This is a genomic window from Brucella haematophila, from assembly GCF_005938105.1.
Lineage (GTDB): Bacteria > Pseudomonadota > Alphaproteobacteria > Rhizobiales > Rhizobiaceae > Brucella > Brucella haematophila.
The window spans coordinates 1-18,084 of the sequence record NZ_VCPE01000003.1 but is presented as its reverse complement, the minus strand read 5'-3'; the positions used below and the strand labels follow the sequence as shown (position 1 = coordinate 18,084).

The following is an 18,084-nucleotide window of genomic DNA, read 5'->3' as shown; positions in this document are numbered from 1 at the left end:
CATGCGTTTTTCCAAAATGGTCAATGTCGTCGGTGTGCATGCAGCGGGAGAACTGAATGAGGTGATTACTGGCGGCGTCCTCGACGTGCCGGGTGCCTCGATGTTCGAGAAGATGCAGTATCTTGAAAGCAAGGCCGACGATCTGCGCAACTTCCTGCTGAACGAACCGCGCGGCCGGGTGACACAATGCGTCAATCTTGTTCTGCCAGCCACAAGACCGGAAGCGGACGCCGGTTTCGTCATTATGGAATCGGACTTCTATGTGCCGATGTCCGGCACCAACACGATCTGCACCACAACGGCGCTGCTGGAAACCGGCATGATCCCTATGCAGGAACCGGAAACAAGGCTGGTGTTGGAAGCGCCAGCAGGTCTGGTACCCGTGACCGCGCATTGTGAAAATGGTAAATGCGTCAGCGTAACATTCGACAATGTGCCATCTTTCGTTTTCGCGTTGGACGCCAAGGTGGATGTGCCGAGTCTAGGCACCATCACTGTCGATGTCGCTTATGGAGGGATGATCTATGTGCTGGTTGATGCGGCATCCATCGGTTTCAATGTCGATAAGACCGAAGCCGCCAAGCTCGTAGAGGTCGGCGAGCGGATCAAGAAGGCTGCGGCGGAACAGGTTCCGGCCATCCATCCTGAGAATCCGGCAATCCACACAATCAACCAGACCTTGTTCGCAGGGCCGCTGGAAGAGCGCGACGGCGTTAAGCGCTCGCGCAATGCTGTAATCGTTTCGCCGGGTCGTATCGACCGCTCGCCCTGCGGCACGGGCACGAGCGCGCGGTTGGCGGTGATGCATGCGCGGGGTCAGATCGCTGTTGGAGAAACCTTCGTGCATGAATCGATCATCGGCACCGAATTTATCGGCCGTGTGCTGGAAGAGACGACATGCGGAGAAATGCCCGCCATTCGCCCGGCGATTACGGGACAAGCCTGGATCACAGCATTCCATAATTATGTACTCGATCCAACTGACCCGTTTCCGACCGGATTCCGGCTCGGCGACACTTGGCCTGGTAACTGATCCAAAGAGCGTAGAAAATGGCGTTTGTATTGGCTGATGACGGCTGCCGTCTTTATTACGAAACTAAAGGCGAGGGTGAGCCGGTCGTGCTCATCCCCGGTCTGGGCGGTGACGGACGTTTCTGGGCCGGTGTCGCGAAGGCACTACCAGAGTTTCGGCTGATTACTGTCGATCATCGTGGTGCGGGACGTAGTGACCGCCCTGATGGTGGCTATTCCATCGAACGGATCGCGAGTGATGTTCTCTCAGTTCTTGACGCGGAAGAGATCGACGCCGCGCACCTGGTGGGACATTCCACTGGCGGGACGGTGGTGCAGACCATCGCGCTTGATGCGCCGGAAAGAGCGAAATCGCTGGTTATCAGTGGCAGTTGGGCGCGTCCGGACGCACGCTTTCGTGCGCTTTTTTTGTCGCGTCTGGAACTGATGGAGAAGGGTGAGGTTGCTGCCTATCAGAACCTCACACATGTTTTCGGCTATACATCGGAATGGATCGCACGGCACGAAACGGAACTCAATGCTGCCGTTGAGAAGGCCGGGGAAATGCTCGCCCCTTATTCTATCACGGCGCAACGAATCAGAATGTTGCTGGATTTTGACCGCTCAGAGTCACTCTCGAACATCAGGCAACCTGTACTTTTAATAGGTGCGAGAGATGATATCATGATCCCGTTTGATCGTATGGAAGAACTTGCTAAATGCATCGCTCACGCCTCTTTTGCAGAGATGAGCGGGGGACATTTTTACCCGCGTGTAGCACCTGACGATTTTGCGGCGACTATCACAAGGTTCATTTTTGAAGCAGAACAGCGAGACGTTTTCGTTAACTCGGGACGTCCGTCCAGCGATAGTCCTCATCCTTGACTGGTACTCTGGAATTGGAGGGCTTGACCAAGGCTCGGAGCAGCATGCGTATGGGTGTTGATTTGTGGCTCAGATGAACCCACTGTTTCATTTGGACCTGATCCGGCAGATCGGGTTCAAACTCTCGTGAAACCCAACACATTAACGGCAAGAAGTATTGGCTGCGGCGTGCCGTCGATGAAAATGGCTATGTTCTCGACGCCCTTGTTCAACGTCATAGAGACAAAAGGGCGGCTTTCAGGCTTATGCGCAAGCTCCTTAAGTCGCAGGGCTGCGCACCGCGCGTCATGGTAACGAACAAGCTGCGCTCCTACGATACCGCGAAGCGGGAGATCATGCTGGGTGTCGAGCATCGTTCGCATAAAGGTTGGAACAACCGGGCAAAAAATTTGCGCCTTGCAGTGCGAGGACGTCCGAAACGATGATGGGGTTCAAGTCAGGGTACCAGTGTCAGCGTTTCGTCTCGATCCAGGGGCAGGTTTCCGGTTTATATTATATCATCAGAAAACATTTCGACGCTGCCGAGTACCGCGATTTTAGCGCCAATGCCAACAAGCTCTGGCGTGAGATCGCTTTGGCACCGGCTGCATGAACGAAGAGCCACTCGGACTCCAAATATTCATAGCCAGGTTAAGGCGGTGTCATCTATTTTCCGCGCCCCAGCAACTAATATGTTCAAATTTTTCTTTTAATACATAAGGATAGCATTCGGATTTTCGAGTTGATCATTGAAGAAAAGTAAAAAAGAGACAGCAAATTTCTCGACAACATCAAGCTGTCTCTTTAAGATGCGTAACTTTATTCTAAATCAATCGAGACTTTTACCAAACTCAAGAACAAAGTCGGCAACGATAAACTCAGCACCGATAATTTCTGTAATCTTTAGTTCGCCTAAAGGATCCTGAGCCCAGCTTCCAAGCTTGACTTCAGCTTGTCCAGAAACGCGTTGATGTATGGTTCCACCTTTGAGTTCGTTGAGGATAACGCTATCAATGTCATTGCCCTGGCCATCTGCCGATGGGATGCGCTTTACCTGCAGGCGAGGTTGAAGCACCGGGCGCTCATAGTCATGCTCACCAGCTTTGAACTCGATATCGATCAGCGCATTGCCACGGCGCGTAAGATGGGCCGAAACATTGTTTCCAGTCTCTGTCCAATCGATTTCGCAAAGCTTTTTTGGGTAACCCCATATTTCACGACCCGCAGCCATCGAGTCGTCTGACGTGACATACTCATACAAAACATGACCACCAACATATTCGCCATAGCGAACACGCGCTACGATTCCACCTTCGCGATAGGAACCAAGCGAGCCGGCATCGGGAACGTCCATCACAAACACTTCGATGATGTCTGATTCCAACGTCAACTGTTCTGGCAAGGCAGCAGAGAGAGCTGCGCTGTCTACGCGGCAGATCGCGCTGACTTTTCGATAGCCAAAGTAGTTGTACGGGGGACGGCCAAAGAGAGGCGCATATTGCGGAATAGAGTATGTCACGATCGTTCCTTTAGCGAAATGTGTTGACAGACGTGATGGAATGAGTCGATAACATCGTTTATATGAATATTCTATCAAAAAATTCACGAGATTGATGTGGCATGAAAAATATTCACGATGATGCGCAGGATAAACCGATCGTTGGAGACGCGAGCCAAACTGGCGTTGCGATCCGGCAGCTGCGCAAGGCAAGAGGCATGACAATTCAAGAGCTTGCAGTCGCGCTCGATCGTTCTGCAGGTTATGTGAGCCAGATGGAACGAGGGATGTCCCAGCCGACATTGAAGGACATTTATGCCGTCAGTACGGTGTTTGGCGTTGGCATGAGCTGGTTCGTGCATGATATCCCGGCTGAAGAAGTCGATGAGAACGAGCGCAATTTCGTGGTGCGCAAGGGCCATCGCCGTACGGTCAATCAAAGCGGCATTCTTACCCAGCTGCTTTCACCCGTTCCCGATCACAAGCTCGAATTCATGGTTTCGACCTTTCCTCCCGGCGCTGAAACGGAAGTCAAGAATATCCGCAGCCCCGGTACTGAACGCGGTTACATCCTCAAAGGACAACTGGAACTGCATATCGACGATAAAACTTTCCAGCTTCGTGAAGGCGATAGCTACATGTTCCAACGCTCGTCCAGATATTGGTCGCGCAATCTTTCTGACCAGGAACCAGCGGTGGTTCTCTGGGTCTCATCAATCTAATCTAAGTCGGCAGATCAATGAAAAAAATCATGCTTCTCAATGGCAACAACATGCCGCTTCAGGCCCCGCTGATACCAGATCCGTTTGTGCCGTATAATTGTCCGGCCAATCGCTCATTGAATGCAGTATGTCAGACGGACCCGTCCATTCTGGCTGCCTATCTTGAAAACACACCTTTCAAGCTGAACGGCGACAAATTCCTTGTTTATGTGTCGGATTTCACGAATTGCGACAAGGTGCCGTTCATGGATGCGGGCATTGTCATTCCTGTCGATTTCGACGGCCGCGAAGGGGGCTATTTTCTGTTTGAGTATGAAGACAATGACTCGGCCATTGCGGCGGGGCGTGATCTTTGGGGGTATCCCAAGAAGTACGGTGATATTCAACTGGTGGATCACGGCGATAGGGTTACTGCTACCGTGATCCGAAAGGGCGTCACACTCATCGAAATCAGTCTCGCAGTGGATGGCACGGCAGTTCCTGCGTTGAAGACGACGCCACATCTGAATATCCATATTCAGCCTGCTCCCGATGGTGGCATTTTGAACAAACGCGTCATCGAACGCGACACATCGCCAGATTTCAAACTCACTGGCACTAAATCCGGATCAGCGGTGGTGAAACTGGGTGATCTGCCGAGCGATCCGCTGGGCGCTCTGCAACCTGCGAAGGTTTTGGGTGCAAGCTATGTCGTAGGCGATTTCTTCGCAACGGAACAAAATGGTTGGGGCAAGACGATTGCGCAGTTGGCGTAACAGCTGAGCAGTGGCAGGAGCAATGAGATGAATTCGTTTGAAGGTGCAAAGGTTCTTGTAACCGGTGCGGCCTCGGGTATCGGTCGGGCTTCCGCCTTGCATTTTGCGAAAAGAGGCGCATCGGTCGGTCTATTGGGATTGAGGACGGCGGAACTCGAGTCTGTGGCGGAGGAATTGAGCGCGTTCGGCGTCCGTGCTGTCGTAGCCGAGGCTGATGTCACAGATTCTGAGTTGCTACATAGCGCGGTAGCGAAGGTGGCCGATGAGCTTGGTGGTCTTAGCTGTGCTGTTGCCGCAGCAGGAGTGGCGATCAAGGGAACCGTAACAGACGGAAGCGAGAAGGACTGGCATAGCAACATCGCCGTCAATCTCACAGGCGTTTATCATACTGCGCGTCACACGATGCCATATCTCCTTGAACATGGTCGCTCGAGTTTCATAGCGATCAGTTCGGATGCTGGAATACGCGGATCTGCCGGCTATTCGGCTTACTCGGCCTCCAAACATGGCGTTATTGGCCTCGTGCGCTGTCTCGCCTTGGATTATGGGCCGCGAGGTGTGCGTTCGAATGTCGTATGCCCAAGCTTCGTGGAGACGCCAATGGCGGACGGGCTCCTGGCTGGAGACGAGAAGTTTGGCCGCGAGTTTTATGAACGTCGAGTTCCGCTTGGACGTTTCGCACGCGCGGACGAAGTGGCTGATGCGATTGGTCATCTTGCTTCCAATCAGGCGAGCTACGTCAACGGAATGTCTTATGTCATCGATGGGGGGACTACCGCGGGAACCTTTGGGGCTTAGGCCGACGCTTAAGGAATGCGTCACATAATCAGATTGTAACTGCTGAGTTGTGAGAACAAGGGAGGTCACAATGGATGTTTTACGATTGAACAGATCGTTGCAATCGGTCGAACGTATTTCTTTCTTCGGCTGGTATTTCGATATACCGCGTCCGCAAATTTCCTTGGCTGTACTTTCCTACCGGCTCGATGCTTATCTTGATGGTCACCCAGGACAAGGCTTCGCAATTGTGCGAAGCCTCCCGGCGATCTTTGTACGCTTAATCCAAGCTGGCTTAGCGGCGGGCTCCACACAGAACGGAGACGGACCGAGCCGCAGCAGTCACAAGAGGGGCATAACGCTCTTCGACCTCCTCAGGAGTATGTCTGCTTCTGGAGACTGCGATATTGATGGCTCCAATGGGGCTGGAATCGACACCCATGACAGGCGCAGCGACCGACAGATCGCCATGAAAATACTCTTCAAAGGCCGTGGCGTAACCTCTGGCGGCGGAGACAGACAGTTTTTCTTTGAGAGCACCCAAGTCCCACGTCGTCTGCGGGGTATAGGGATGCAGTTCCGAACTGTTGAGAATGCCGTACGCTTGGACCTCGGGCAACAGCGAGAGAATAGCGATGCCCGGAGCGGTACAGTAAGCAGGCAATCGGGTACCTGTCATAACATCATTGTTCAAAACATAGCGGCTCATGAAACGAGCGACGAAAACGATGTCGGTGCCATCCAGAACCGTGAGATTGACCGTCTCTTCCGTCGTCTTGCTCAGGTGCTGCAAGAAGGGCATCGCACGTTCTACCAGACTGCTGGAGCGCGTGTAGTGGAAGCCAAAGTCGAGCATCTTCACGCTCAACTCAAACCGCTTGGTGTCGTTGTTCTTAATCAGATAACCCAGCTTTGTGAGCGTATGCGTAAACCGCTGTGTCGCCGAAATATCAAACCCCGTCTCTTCGGCGATTTGAGAAAGGCTCAGTGTCGGCCTGCTGCCGTCGAAGGCTTGCAGCACACGAAAAGCCTTTTCCACAGACTGGACGAGCAGCGGGTCTCGCTCATCGCCAGTGCTTTCGATCCCTGATTTCTTCGCTTTTTGTGCCATCAAAACTCGCCTGAGATAATCGTTCAACAATAACAATATGCCCAAGCATCGCAAAATATGCTTGACATAGCAATATATCAAAATCACTATAAAATAAGAATTATTGCAATGCAATAAAAAAATAGTGAAATGCGAAATCCAAGGGAGAACGAAATGGATCGCTTTATCCTGACTGAACGCCGCGGCGAGGTTGGCATCATTACACTGAACCGTCCTGAAGTGCTCAATGCCTGGCACAGTGCGATGCGTCGTCAGCTCGTCGATGCATTCGATCAGTTCGAAAACGATGCCGATATCCGGGCGATCATTCTCACGGGTTCAGGTGAGCGTGCTTTCAGCGCCGGTCAGGACCTCAATGAAACACGCACTTTCGATGCCGAGCGCGGTAAGGAGTGGGTCGGTGAATGGGAGCGCCTCTATGATCGCATGCGGTCGCTGTCCAAGCCGCTTATCGCTGCGCTCAATGGTGTGGCTGCTGGGTCAGCGTTTCAGGTCGCATTGCTGTGCGATTTTCGTATCGGCCATAGCGCAGTGCGCATGGGACAGCCTGAAATTAACTCAGGTATCGCAAGCACGACCGGCCCTTGGATCATGCGCGAGATTATCGGCCTGGCGCGTACCATCGACCTGACGCTGAGCGGCCGTCTAATGGAATCTGATGAATGCATCGCAATTGGCATTATCAACCGCATCGTGGATCAGGCGAACGTTCTTGATGAAGCAGTTGCGCTTGGCCGCGAACTCGGTGCCAAGCCGCCGGTTGTCATGCGTCTGAACAAGCAGCGGTTCCGGGAAATGACGGAAGCTGGTTTCAGGGATTGTCTGGAAGCTGGTTCGCGGATCCAGAAGGAGGCTTATGCCTCGGGCGAACCGGCTCGCATGATGGAAAAATTTCTCGCCGAGCGAGCAGCCAGGAAAGTCAAGTCGTCGTAAGGCGACTCTGTCTCCCAGCGCTAATCGATTTCAGGATCACTTCCGGTGGAAAACCAGAGTTTCATATCAAACTTGCCAAAATTGGCAGCGTCCTCTCCCGATAGCATCTATGCGACATTCGAGAGCGAGGAAATTACCTTTGCGCAGTTGGACAAGAAATCCGACAGCGTTGCAGCTGCGCTGCGCCACCTTGGCGTTCTCAAGGGTGACCGGGTCGCCCTTATGTTGCGCAATAGCGCTGATAGTCTCGCGGCATTGTTTGGCATCGCCAAGTGCGGCGGGGTGTGGGTTCCCGTCAATGTTCAGGCTCGCGGTGATGGGCTGAAATACATCCTTGAGCATTGCGCGCCCCGCGTTGTTATTGCCAACGGCGATCTCCATTCAACGATTGGGGATTGTGGTGTCGACCTGACTGAATTTCAGCTGATTTCCGACAATGGCGGGGATCAGTCTCTTTCGGACATGGCCAGTAAGGGGCTGTCTTTTGAAGACGAATTGCCCAGTGCGGATGATCTTTTCGCGATCAACTACACATCCGGTACAACTGGCCGTCCCAAGGGTGTTCTCGTCACGCATCGGATGCTTCGCTACGCATCTGAAAGCGTCATATTGTGTTCAGACGCAAAAGACGGCGACGTCTTCTTCGTTTGGGAGCCGCTCTATCATATCGGCGGAGCGCAACTTCTACCGATACCGCTGTTGCGCGGCGTAAAGCTTGCGATGGTTCACCGCTTTAGCGCGAGCCGGTTCTGGGATCAGGTGCGGGAAAGCGGCGCGACGCAGATCCACTATCTGGGCGGTGTTTTGCAGATATTGCTCAAACAGCCGGAAAGCGATCGGGATCGCGACCACAACGTTCGCATTGCCTGGGGCGGCGGCTGTCCAAAAGAAATCTGGCGTCTGTTTGAAGAGCGTTTTGGTGTGACCATTCGCGAATGCTACGGAATGACGGAGGCATCCAGTCTGACGACATTCAACGCGAATGGTGTTGTCGGTTCCGTAGGCACGGCAGTTCCATGGCTTGCGGTTGATATCCGTGATGAGCATGGCAATGTTGTCGGACCTAATATGCAGGGCCAGATTGTCGTTCATGCCAGACAGACGGGCGCCATCTTTGCCGGCTATTTCCGCAATCCGGACGCGACTGAAAAGGCCCTTCGTCCAGATGGCTTTTATACCGGTGACCTTGGTTTGCTTGATGAGGAAGGCAACCTGTTTTTCCTGGGGCGTCTTAGCGACAGTGTGCGCGTCAAGGGTGAGAACGTATCTGCCTTTGAAGTGGAGCATGTGGCGAGCGGTCATCCTGTGGTTGAGGATTGCGCTTTGATCGGCGTCAAGGCGGATGTCGGCGAACAGGAAATCAAACTCTTCGTCAAGGCAAAGCAAGGCGAAACGCTCGACTTTGGCAGCTTCTCTGACTGGCTTTCTCTTCGATTGGCTCCGTATCAGATCCCTCGCTTCATTGAAGTGGTGGATGAATTCGAACGCACGCCAAGCCAGCGCATCATGAAACACCGTCTTTCATCGGACATCGAGAGCAGCTGGGATCGCCTCAAGGCGACTGTTCAATAAACCCGCACCTCCAAACGTCTGAATTGATCGGGAACACAAGGACTAAGAAATGAAGGCGGCAGTTTTATACAACTACAATGAAGACATGGTCATCGAGGATGTTCCAATTGGAAATCCCGGCGATCTTGAGGTTCTGGTGCGAATTATTGCAACGGGCGTGTGCCACAGCGATCTGAGCGCTGCGAAAGGTAAGTCCAGACCAAACTTGCCCGTTATTCTTGGACATGAAGCCGCTGGTATCGTGGAGCGCACCGGGTCGGCTGTCTCTAAGGTTCGCAAGGGCGATCATGTTATCCTGTCATGGGCGCCGAATTGTGGTGAATGCTTTTACTGCTACAAGCGCCTGCCCACCATGTGTGACACCTATGGAGCAGCCGCGGGCAACAACACGCTTTGGAATGGCGTGCGACGGCTTGGTACTGCGGCAAAGCCAGTGAACCATTTTACATGCGTGTCGAGTTTCGCAGAGTTTGCTGTCGTGCCGGAGGCCGGATGCTCGAAGATTGAGAGCGACATTCCGTTCGAAGTGGCAGCTCTGGTGGGCTGTGCCGTTACCACCGGCTTTGGAGCAGTGGTCAACGACGCGCGCGTGGAAGCGGGTGACGTTGTCGGGGTGATCGGTGTCGGTGGCGTTGGCATCAATGCCATTGCCGCTGCTGCCATCGCTGGAGCGGAAGCCGTTGTTGCAATCGACATCAATCCCGAGAAAGAGGCGGTCGCCCGGTCTTTCGGCGCTACGCATTTCCTTAACTCTGCGACCCAAGATGTTGTTGCCGAACTCAAGGCGATCAATCGTGGACGGGGAGCTGATAGCATTGTCGATTGTACAGGTCGTCCACAAGCCATTTGTCTTGCCTATGATGCCGTCCGTCTCGGTGGGTCGGTTATCTCTGTTGGCATTGCTGCCAAAGGTGAGATGGTGGCTCTGCCGGCCTCCACTTTGCCAAATACGCAAAAGCGCATCATTGGAAGCAACTACGGCGGCGGCGTTCCCGAACTGGATTTCGAACGGATTCTCGGTCTTTACCGTGCTGGCAAGTTCGATCTGGACCGTCAGGTGGGCAAACGCGTACCGCTGGAGCAGATCAACGAAGCCTTCCGCTGGCTTGAGCAAGGCGTCCTCGCACGCACGCTCATTTGCTTCGATAATTGATACTCAATCTTGAAATGAGACATTCGATGTATCCCAATACACAGCTTCTGATTGATGGCCAGTGGGTCGATGGAGCCGGTCGTGAAACTCTGGCGGTACTTAACCCCGCCACGGGACAGGAAATCGGACGTGTGGCTCGTGCAACAGTTGCGGACATGGATCGCGCTTTGGCGGCAGCATCTGATGCCTTCGCCCAATGGCGCAAGGTTACTGCACGTGAACGCGCCAAAATTCTCCACCGCGCCGCTGACAATCTGCGTAACCGTATCGACGAGATAGCGCCTGTCCTCACGCTTGAACAAGGCAAGCCGCTGACGGAAGCGCGTTCTGAATTGACGAATGCTGACGATGTCATCCGCTGGTTTGCGGAGGAAGGTATCCGTTCCTACGGCCGCCTCATTCCCGCACGCCGTCCTGGTGTCCAGCAAATGGTGGTTAAGGAGCCGCTCGGTGTGGTGGCTGCTTTCACGCCTTGGAACTATCCGGTCGCGCAAGCAATCCGCAAGATTTCTGCCGCCCTTGCTGCGGGCTGCACGGTTATTCTGAAGGCTGCTGAAGAGGCACCGGCTTCTTGCGCAGCAATGGTCCAGGCTTTCGTGGATGCGGGTGTACCGTCCGGTGCAGTCAATCTTCTCTATGGTACGCCTTCGGAGATTTCGGAGTATCTAGTTCCTCATCCGATTGTCCGTGCCGTGTCCTTTACGGGCTCCACACCAGTGGGCAAACACCTGACGGCTCTTGCCGGTGCGCACATGAAGCCCGTTGTGATGGAGCTGGGCGGGCATGCTCCCTATATCGTCTGTGCCGATGCGGACATTTCTTCGTCGGTAGAGATGCTGGCAGGACACAAATATCATAATGCTGGTCAGGTTTGCATCGCGCCGACGCGTATCCTCGTTGCAGAGGAAGTTTATGACGATTTCCTCGACCGGGCAGTGAACGCTGCTGAAGCTGTGAAAGTTGGCGACGGCCTGACCGACGGAACCGATATGGGGCCTATGGCGAATGCCCGCAGGCTCGATGCGATGGACAGGTTGATCAATGACGCTGTCGAGCGGGGAGCGCGCCTTCTTACGGGCGGCAAACGCATCGGTAATGAAGGATTCTTTTTCGAGCCAACCATTCTTGCTGATGTGCCCGTTGACGCGGCAATCATGAATGAAGAGCCCTTTGGACCGGTTGCGATCATCAACCGCTTCTCCTCTCTGGAGGATGCAATCGTGGAAGCCAATCGCCTGCCTTTTGGTTTGGCTGCCTATGCATTCACACGTTCCCAGCAGACGGCCCATCTGCTTTCCATCGAGGTTCAGACGGGCATGCTGTCGATTAATGACTACGGCCTCGCTTATGCTGAGGTCCCGTTCAATGGAACCAAGGATTCCGGTTATGGCTCCGAAGGTGGATCGGAAGCACTGGAGACTTTCCAGTCAGTGAAGTTTGTTTCTCAAACGCATCTCTGACGAGACCAAGATCATCGGGGCCTCCGGCGTGACCGGAGGCTTCGATAGGTAGAACCAGACCTACACAAATAGAACATTCAAGCCTAACTCAAACAACAAAGGGGAATACCATGCAATTCAAGGGAATTCTTTTTTCATCGACGGCGATAGTAATGGGTATCGCTGCGACCATGGCGCGCGCCGACGACATCAAGATCGGCTTTGCAGCACCATTGACGGGACCGCAAGCTTACTTCGGCACCACTTGGCTGAACGGAGTTCAGCTTTACGTCGAAAAGTTGAATGCCGCTGGTGGCATCAATGGATCGAAAGTTATCATTGTACCGGCAGATGACAAGGCCGACGCGCGCGAAGGCACAATCGTGGCGCAGCGTTTCTGCGATGATGACGGGATTAAGGCCGTCATCGGTCACTTCAACAGCGGTATCACCATTCCGACGATGGATATCTATAGCGGCTGTGATCTGACCCAGATAACCGTTTCTACGAACCCGCAGATTACCGAACTCAACTATCCGAATATCATTCAGCCGGTTTCGAATGACTTTGCCCAGGGCAAATTGTCAGCGACTTACGCCTATCGCGAGTTGGGCGCACGCAATGCGGCGTCGATCAACGACAAGCAGGCGTTCGGTCAGGGCGTCGCTCAGTTGTTTGATGATAACTTCAAGGCACTGGGTGGGAAAATCTCGGATTCTGTCAGTGTCGACGCCAAAGACGTGGATTTCAGCTCTGTCATCACTAAGCTCAAGCAAAGCAAACCGGATGTGGTCTATTTCGGAGGCGTGATGCCCCAGATTGCCCTTCTGGCAAAGCAGATGCACGATCTTGGGTTGAATGCGAAGCTGTTGGTTCCAGATGGTGCTTATGCGCCTGACTATGTTAAGTTGGCCGGCGATCCTGCCGTTGGAACCTTTGTGACGTTCCAGGCGCCACCATATGATTCAACACCGGAGTTGCAGGCTTTCGCGGATGCGTACAAAGCGAAATACGGCGATAAGCCAGGCCCCCAATCCGCGCTGGGCTGGATGCAGATGCAGGTGCTGGAAAATGCGATCAAGGCCACTCCGGATCTGGATCGCGCGGCGATCCTGAAGAACGCTCGTGCAACGGACATGGACACGGTCGCCGGTCACATCAAGATCAATGACAAAGGCGGTATCGATACTGGTGGTCTCTATATGTTCCGCGTGGAGAAGGACGGTTTCACACTCGTTGGCAGCGACCAATAAGTCTAGTCTGGTGATGTGCTGATAGATGCAGCATATCACCGCGTTCTTTCCAGTCTGCCGGAAACGTCAACCGCGTTCCGGCAGATCAATAGCAGTGAAGGAGTGGGCTTTGGATAGCGCTTTCATTCTCCAGCAGTTTTTCAACGCTCTGACCATAGGCTCAATTTATGCGCTGATAGCGCTTGGCTATACGATGGTTTACGGCGTGCTGCGCCTGATCAACTTTGTGCACGGCGAGCTTTTCGCTATTGGTGCCTATGTCTCTGTCGTTCTTATTGGACTTGCTGCGGGCGGCTCCATTGGGACAGGTCCGCTTGTTCTGTTCGGGATATTTATCGCGGTATTCCTCATCGTGGGAATGCTGGGGGTAGGGCTTGAGCGGATTGCTTACAAGCCGCTCCGGCATTCTTCCCGATTGGCTCCGCTCCTGAGCGCGCTTGGCCTTAGTCTCGCGGTTCAGTCCGCAATTCAGTTGATCTGGGGCCCAGCTCCGATTGGTTTTCCGGCCATATTGCCGAACACGCGAATTGAAATTTGGGGCGCGTCGATTACAACCACACAGTTGGGCATCACTGTGCTGGCATTGGTGCTTCTCGCAGGGCTGACAATCTTCATTGAACGCACCCGGATCGGCATTCACGTTCGCGCGGTTTCGGAAAATGCTCGCACCGCAGCCATGATGGGCATCAATGTAAATCGTACGATCAGCCTGATCTTCCTTATCGGTCCAGGTCTTGGTGGTCTGGCGGGGATACTCTATGCCGGATACTACGGCGTCATGACCCCGACGATGGGTGCCATTGTGGGACTAAAGGCTTTTACCGCCGCCATTCTTGGCGGTATCGGGAGCATACCGGGTGCAGTCCTCGGTGGGTTGTTGCTTGGCTTCCTGGAAGTGTTTGGTACCAGCATGCTGCCCATTTTGACAAATGGAGCTCTTGGAACAGAGTATCGCGATATTTTTGCGTTTACGGCTCTGATCCTGGTGCTTCTGTTCCGCCCAGCTGGCCTGATTGGTGAGCCGGTTTCCGAAGAAACCACAGTTTATAAGAGTGATTTCTGATGTCTGATCTCGTACAAACATCTCAGTCAACGACGGAAGCCGATCTTTCTATGACCACGCGGATAAGCGCGTGGCTGACAATCGCTGCGATCGTCGGTGCCATCGTTATTGTTCCTATGCTCAGCGGAACGCACATCCGTGTAGCGGATAGCATTCTCATTTACATTATGCTGGGACTCGGCCTCAATATCGTCGTGGGCTACACGGGGCTTCTTGATCTCGGATATGTAGCATTTTACGCGGTCGGCGCATATAGTTTTGCGCTGTTGGCAAGTCCTCAGTTCGATCTGCATCTTCCCTTTCTGATTATTCTGCCCATAGCAATGGTCATTGGTGCAATTGCGGGCATTCTGCTGGGACTTCCGGTTTTACGGTTGAGAGGCGATTATCTCGCAATCGTCACGCTCGGCTTCGGTGAAATTATTCGGGTTCTCATCAACAATCTGGATGCTGTAACCAACGGTCCTCGCGGACTTGCCAGACTTGATCGCATTTCGATGTTCGGTTTCACCTTCACAACCCCAAAGGACTACTTTTTCCTGCTTCTGGCGGCGACTATATTGACAGCTATAGCAGCGTACCGGCTCAAGCATTCACTTCTAGGCAAGGCATGGTCGGCGATCCGTGAAGATCAGGATGCAGCACGCGGTGTTGGCATTAATACGACCAAAGTCAAACTGATCGCCTTTTCTGTCAGTGCTTCGATCGCCAGTGCGGCTGGTGTCTTCTTTGCTGGCTTTCAGCGTTTCATCAGCCCCGAAAGCTTCACCCTGAATGAATCCGTTTTGATTGTTTTGCTGATTGTTATCGGTGGGGTTGGTAATATCCTCGGCGTCATCGTTGGCGCATTAGTGCTCATCCTTCTCCCGGAACTTCTGCGCGAATTCGCGGAATACCGGATGCTGCTTCTCGGGCTGACAATGGCCGTTGTCATTATCGTTCGTCCTGGCGGCATCGTTCCGCGAAACTTCGGTATCGAAACTCTTCTGAAGGCGGTGCGTCGATGAGCTTGGAAGTGCGCAATCTCACCAAGAAATATGGTGCAAACGTTGCGATGAACGACGTATCGATGACGTTTGAGCCGGGCAAGATTTACGCGATTATCGGGCCGAACGGCGCAGGAAAATCGACGTTCGTCAACATGGTCACGGGGTCTTATTCAGTGACATCGGGAGCAGTCATGCTGGATGACTCTCGTATTGACGGATTAGGCAAGCACAAGATTAGTCTCGCTGGCATTGCCCGAACCTATCAAAATATCCGGCTGTTCGACCGTATGTCGGTCCAAGACAATCTTGATGTCTGTCTTTATCCGCAGGACAAAGGCGGTGTCTGGCGCGATCTCTTCGCATGGAGAAGATCAAAGCGTCAGGAAAACAAGCGCCTTGGTCATTGCAGACGGATCCTTTCGGATTTCGGTCTCGATGATCTGGCATTTGAACAGGCGGGCATGCTGCCATATGGCAAACAGCGAATGCTCGAAATCGCTCGAGCTCTGGTGCGCAATCCGCGTGTTTTGCTGCTGGATGAACCCGCCGCCGGGTTGAATGAAGCCGAGACACTCGAGTTGCGCTACCGGCTGGAAAAACTGCGATCCAAAGACCGCGCCATTATCGTGATTGAACACGATATGGATTTGGTCATGGCCGTATCCGATCACGTTTATGTCTTGCATCAGGGAATGCTGCTTTTCGGCGGTAGCCCAACAGAAGTACAGGCCAACTCCCAAGTACAGGAGGCTTACCTTGGAACAGAAAATGAACTCGATGAGATCGGGGAACTTGCTCGAAATCGAAAAGCTCTCCGCAGGTTACGGGCGTAAGCAGATTCTGTCGGATGTGAATCTTGGCCTGAACAAGGGCGAGATTGTTGTTATTGTCGGGCCGAATGGCGCGGGGAAAACCACGCTTCTATCCGCAATTTCTGGGGCTTGCCAGATATTCGGCGGAAGCGTGACCTATCACGGCGAGAATATAACACGCAAACGTCCTGATTTTATCGTCCGTCGCGGTCTGGCCCACGCACCGGAGGGGCGCCAGATTTTCCATCGCCTGACGGTGGAGGAGAATCTTGTCGCCGCCCATGTTGGACGTGGGGAACGCAGCTTTGAGGCACTGAGGACGGAGGTGTTCGATCTCTTTCCAATCCTGAAGGAGCGTCGCAACGGGTCGGCTCTTCGGCTTTCTGGAGGGCAGCAGCAGATGCTCGCCATCGGTCGTGCCATCATGCAGGAACCGGAACTGCTTCTATTGGACGAGCCGTCGCTTGGTCTTGCACCGAAGATCATTACGCAGATTTTTAAGATTGTGTTGGAAATGGCGTCCAATGGTATGTCAATTCTACTCGTCGAACAGAACGTGCGGTTGGCTCTGGAAATTGCCGATCATATCTATGTGCTGGAAGGTGGGCGGATGAGACTAAACGGGTCTTCCGAGGAAGTCGCTCATCATCCTGAACTGACGCATCTCTATCTCGGTACTGCCGTTGGTGAACATGCGCTGACGATATAAATGGCATGTCCAATCCGTGCTTGCTCGCGTGATTTTGTGAGAGTGAATGCTTGATAGTGAGGATAGAGCAGAGCAGTTGGGGAGACACTCCAACTGCCGCATGTTTTGCCACATCCAATTTTATAGTCAAATGCGAAATTCAGATCTCAGCCTGCACGGTGTAGTCAATTAAACCTATCAGAACAGATTGAATCGACATCGAATCTTGCCGCTAAACTCATTAGAACGACTAGGCACTAGGCCGTCGACTCATTAACTTTGACATCAGATTCTTGCGGCGATGAGCTTTACGGCAGCGAGGAAGTTTTCGGGGCGCTTGTCATACCGGGTCGCAATACCCCGAAACTCTTTGATTCTGTTGAAGAAATGTTCGACGAGGTTTCGTTGTCGATAGACCCAAGGCGAGAATGCTAAGGAGCCCTTGCGGTTTGTCTTCGGCGGAATGTTGGCCCAGGCCTTTCGCTCGGCGGCCTTGGCTCGAATGGCATTGCTGTCATAACCCTTGTCGGCCAGCAGGATGTCTCCTTCGCCGAGCTTGTCCGTCAGCGCGTCGGCCTCGGTGCAGTCGGCAATCTGCCCTCCGGTCAGATGGACGGTGACGGGGCGACCTTTGGCGTCAACGAGTGCGTGGATTTTGCTCGTAAGCCCGCCGCGGGAACGTCCCATGCCGCCCTCATCTCCATCCCCTTTTTTCCCGTAGCCGCATGCTGGTGAACACGGACACAGGTCGAGTCAATCTTTGCCTGACCGGCGGACAGGTTGCCGATTGCTCTCGGGCCGAGGGTCTCATTGAACGCATCAAGGCAGGCGGCACGCTGCTTGCGGACAAAGCTTACGATACCGATGCGATCCGGAAGACAGCCGCAGAACGGAAAATCTGGGCCAATATTCCTCCCAAATCCAACCGTAAGGACGTCTTCGCGTTCTCGCCATGGGTATATCGCCAGAGAAATCTGGTCGAGCGGTTCTTTAATCGCATCAAACACTATCGTGGCATCGCCACACGTTACGATAAGAACCCTGCCAATTTCCTGGCAGCTGTCAAACTCATCACTGTCCGCATTGGGTGCAGATGGTTATGAGTCTACGCACTAGGCTCCAGACTCAATTGATCCACCAAGTCATGATCGCTGCAATATAGCATGTTGCGGCGAAGTTGATCATTAGCTTGTCGTATCGTGTTGCAACACGCCTCCAGTCTTTGAGACGGCAGAACGTGCGCTCTATGATATTCCGTCGTCGGTAGGCGATCGGGTCGAACGGCCTGATCCTCTTTCGGGTTGGGTTGTTGGGAATGACTGGTTGCGTGCCGCGTATTGTCAGGAAGCTGCGTAAGCCGTGTCTGCAGCGCAGAGGCGCGTTGGAGGCAACGGTTCAAGGAGCGGGATGGCAATGGGTGCATCGCCGCGTTGCCCAGGTGTTA

Annotated in this window: 16 protein-coding genes and 3 pseudogenes; 16 read left to right on the top strand and 3 right to left on the bottom strand. The window is 53.5% G+C overall.

Going from position 1 to position 18,084, the window contains the following annotated elements; translation table 11 throughout:
• Nucleotide 1 precedes the first annotated feature (1 nt).
• The 3 genes and pseudogenes from FGI60_RS05395 to FGI60_RS26485 form a co-directional block, all read left to right on the top strand.
• Complete coding sequence (locus tag FGI60_RS05395; protein WP_138784259.1) at nucleotides 2-1,033, top strand: proline racemase family protein; 1,032 nt, start codon at nucleotides 2-4, stop codon at nucleotides 1,031-1,033.
• Nucleotides 1,034-1,050: 17 nt separating this feature from the next.
• Nucleotides 1,051-1,896: an alpha/beta fold hydrolase gene (locus FGI60_RS05390; RefSeq protein WP_138784258.1), complete on the top strand. Its 846-nt coding sequence runs from the start codon at nucleotides 1,051-1,053 to the stop codon at nucleotides 1,894-1,896.
• A gap of 140 nt (nucleotides 1,897-2,036) precedes the next feature.
• Nucleotides 2,037-2,488, top strand: a pseudogene (locus FGI60_RS26485) (DDE-type integrase/transposase/recombinase); the annotation flags it as partial.
• A 216-nt stretch (nucleotides 2,489-2,704) separates the two neighbouring features.
• Here the strand turns inward: FGI60_RS26485 and FGI60_RS05380 are convergent.
• Nucleotides 2,705-3,394, bottom strand: a complete 690-nt coding sequence (locus tag FGI60_RS05380; RefSeq protein ID WP_171058702.1) for an acetoacetate decarboxylase family protein — start codon at nucleotides 3,392-3,394, stop codon at nucleotides 2,705-2,707.
• Between the two features lie 101 nt (nucleotides 3,395-3,495).
• Between FGI60_RS05380 and FGI60_RS05375 the strand changes: the two genes are divergently transcribed.
• From FGI60_RS05375 to FGI60_RS05365, 3 genes are read left to right on the top strand one after another with little or no spacing between them, the layout of a single operon-like run.
• Nucleotides 3,496-4,095 carry a helix-turn-helix domain-containing protein gene (locus FGI60_RS05375; RefSeq protein ID WP_138784256.1) on the top strand — a complete coding sequence of 200 codons (600 nt, stop codon included), beginning with the start codon at nucleotides 3,496-3,498 and terminating at the stop codon, nucleotides 4,093-4,095.
• Between the two features lie 17 nt (nucleotides 4,096-4,112).
• Nucleotides 4,113-4,850 carry an acetoacetate decarboxylase family protein gene (locus FGI60_RS05370; RefSeq protein WP_138784255.1) on the top strand — a complete coding sequence of 246 codons (738 nt, stop codon included), beginning with the start codon at nucleotides 4,113-4,115 and terminating at the stop codon, nucleotides 4,848-4,850.
• Nucleotides 4,851-4,877: 27 nt separating this feature from the next.
• Entirely contained in the window at nucleotides 4,878-5,648 is a 771-nt protein-coding gene (locus FGI60_RS05365) for an SDR family NAD(P)-dependent oxidoreductase (protein WP_138784254.1), read from the top strand.
• A gap of 274 nt (nucleotides 5,649-5,922) precedes the next feature.
• On the opposite strand, the gene FGI60_RS05360 is transcribed toward FGI60_RS05365, so the two are convergent.
• Complete coding sequence (locus tag FGI60_RS05360) at nucleotides 5,923-6,738, bottom strand: IclR family transcriptional regulator (RefSeq protein WP_138784253.1); 816 nt, start codon at nucleotides 6,736-6,738, stop codon at nucleotides 5,923-5,925.
• Between the two features lie 153 nt (nucleotides 6,739-6,891).
• Between FGI60_RS05360 and FGI60_RS05355 the strand changes: the two genes are divergently transcribed.
• The 9 genes from FGI60_RS05355 to FGI60_RS05315 all read left to right on the top strand — a co-directional run bounded on the left by FGI60_RS05355 (nucleotide 6,892) and on the right by FGI60_RS05315 (nucleotide 16,661).
• Nucleotides 6,892-7,671: an enoyl-CoA hydratase/isomerase family protein gene (locus FGI60_RS05355; RefSeq protein WP_138784252.1), complete on the top strand. Its 780-nt coding sequence runs from the start codon at nucleotides 6,892-6,894 to the stop codon at nucleotides 7,669-7,671.
• An 81-nt stretch (nucleotides 7,672-7,752) separates the two neighbouring features.
• Complete coding sequence (locus FGI60_RS05350) at nucleotides 7,753-9,243, top strand: AMP-binding protein (RefSeq protein ID WP_235889743.1); 1,491 nt, start codon at nucleotides 7,753-7,755, stop codon at nucleotides 9,241-9,243.
• Between the two features lie 49 nt (nucleotides 9,244-9,292).
• Entirely contained in the window at nucleotides 9,293-10,396 is a 1,104-nt protein-coding gene (locus FGI60_RS05345; RefSeq protein WP_138784250.1) for a zinc-binding dehydrogenase, read from the top strand.
• 26 nt (nucleotides 10,397-10,422) lie between these two features.
• Nucleotides 10,423-11,856, top strand: a complete 1,434-nt coding sequence (locus tag FGI60_RS05340; RefSeq protein WP_138784249.1) for an NAD-dependent succinate-semialdehyde dehydrogenase — start codon at nucleotides 10,423-10,425, stop codon at nucleotides 11,854-11,856.
• Between the two features lie 152 nt (nucleotides 11,857-12,008).
• Nucleotides 12,009-13,088, top strand: coding sequence for a branched-chain amino acid ABC transporter substrate-binding protein (locus FGI60_RS05335; RefSeq protein ID WP_171058701.1), 1,080 nt, complete (start codon nucleotides 12,009-12,011; stop codon nucleotides 13,086-13,088).
• A gap of 109 nt (nucleotides 13,089-13,197) precedes the next feature.
• A complete protein-coding gene (locus FGI60_RS05330) occupies nucleotides 13,198-14,151 on the top strand; it encodes a branched-chain amino acid ABC transporter permease (protein ID WP_235889742.1) in 954 nt (317 codons plus the stop codon).
• Nucleotides 14,151-15,158 (top strand): ABC transporter permease subunit, encoded by a 1,008-nt coding sequence (locus FGI60_RS05325; protein WP_235889741.1) that lies wholly within the window; start codon nucleotides 14,151-14,153, stop codon nucleotides 15,156-15,158. Before FGI60_RS05330 ends, FGI60_RS05325 begins: the two co-directional genes overlap by 1 nt.
• Entirely contained in the window at nucleotides 15,155-15,973 is an 819-nt protein-coding gene (locus tag FGI60_RS05320) for an ABC transporter ATP-binding protein (RefSeq protein WP_138784246.1), read from the top strand. Before FGI60_RS05325 ends, FGI60_RS05320 begins: the two co-directional genes overlap by 4 nt.
• Nucleotides 15,918-16,661, top strand: coding sequence for an ABC transporter ATP-binding protein (locus tag FGI60_RS05315; RefSeq protein WP_138784245.1), 744 nt, complete (start codon nucleotides 15,918-15,920; stop codon nucleotides 16,659-16,661). Before FGI60_RS05320 ends, FGI60_RS05315 begins: the two co-directional genes overlap by 56 nt.
• A gap of 264 nt (nucleotides 16,662-16,925) precedes the next feature.
• On the opposite strand, the pseudogene FGI60_RS05310 reads toward FGI60_RS05315, so the two are convergent.
• A pseudogene (locus tag FGI60_RS05310) lies at nucleotides 16,926-17,401 on the bottom strand (IS5 family transposase); the annotation flags it as partial.
• Between FGI60_RS05310 and FGI60_RS05305 the strand changes: the two are divergent.
• Nucleotides 17,393-17,743, top strand: a pseudogene (locus FGI60_RS05305) (IS5 family transposase); the annotation flags it as partial. The pseudogenes FGI60_RS05310 and FGI60_RS05305 overlap by 9 nt on opposite strands.
• Nucleotides 17,744-18,084: the final 341 nt, after the last annotated feature.

Bases quoted from the DNA above. Each gene is read 5' to 3' on its own strand.
- FGI60_RS05345 (WP_138784250.1), top strand. From the start codon at position 9,293: ATGAAGGCGGCAGTTTTATACAACTACAATGAAGACATGGTCATCGAG.
- FGI60_RS05335 (WP_171058701.1), top strand. From the start codon at position 12,009: ATGGGTATCGCTGCGACCATGGCGCGCGCCGACGACATCAAGATCGGC.
- FGI60_RS05315 (WP_138784245.1), top strand. From the start codon at position 15,918: ATGAGATCGGGGAACTTGCTCGAAATCGAAAAGCTCTCCGCAGGTTAC.
- FGI60_RS05340 (WP_138784249.1), top strand. From the start codon at position 10,423: ATGTATCCCAATACACAGCTTCTGATTGATGGCCAGTGGGTCGATGGA.
- FGI60_RS05365 (WP_138784254.1), top strand. From the start codon at position 4,878: ATGAATTCGTTTGAAGGTGCAAAGGTTCTTGTAACCGGTGCGGCCTCG.
- FGI60_RS05395 (WP_138784259.1), top strand. From the start codon at position 2: ATGCGTTTTTCCAAAATGGTCAATGTCGTCGGTGTGCATGCAGCGGGA.
- FGI60_RS05325 (WP_235889741.1), top strand. From the start codon at position 14,151: ATGTCTGATCTCGTACAAACATCTCAGTCAACGACGGAAGCCGATCTT.
- FGI60_RS05390 (WP_138784258.1), top strand. From the start codon at position 1,051: ATGGCGTTTGTATTGGCTGATGACGGCTGCCGTCTTTATTACGAAACT.
- FGI60_RS05355 (WP_138784252.1), top strand. From the start codon at position 6,892: ATGGATCGCTTTATCCTGACTGAACGCCGCGGCGAGGTTGGCATCATT.
- FGI60_RS05375 (WP_138784256.1), top strand. From the start codon at position 3,496: ATGAAAAATATTCACGATGATGCGCAGGATAAACCGATCGTTGGAGAC.
- FGI60_RS05370 (WP_138784255.1), top strand. From the start codon at position 4,113: ATGAAAAAAATCATGCTTCTCAATGGCAACAACATGCCGCTTCAGGCC.
- FGI60_RS05360 (WP_138784253.1), bottom strand. From the start codon at position 6,738: ATGGCACAAAAAGCGAAGAAATCAGGGATCGAAAGCACTGGCGATGAG.
- FGI60_RS05320 (WP_138784246.1), top strand. From the start codon at position 15,155: ATGAGCTTGGAAGTGCGCAATCTCACCAAGAAATATGGTGCAAACGTT.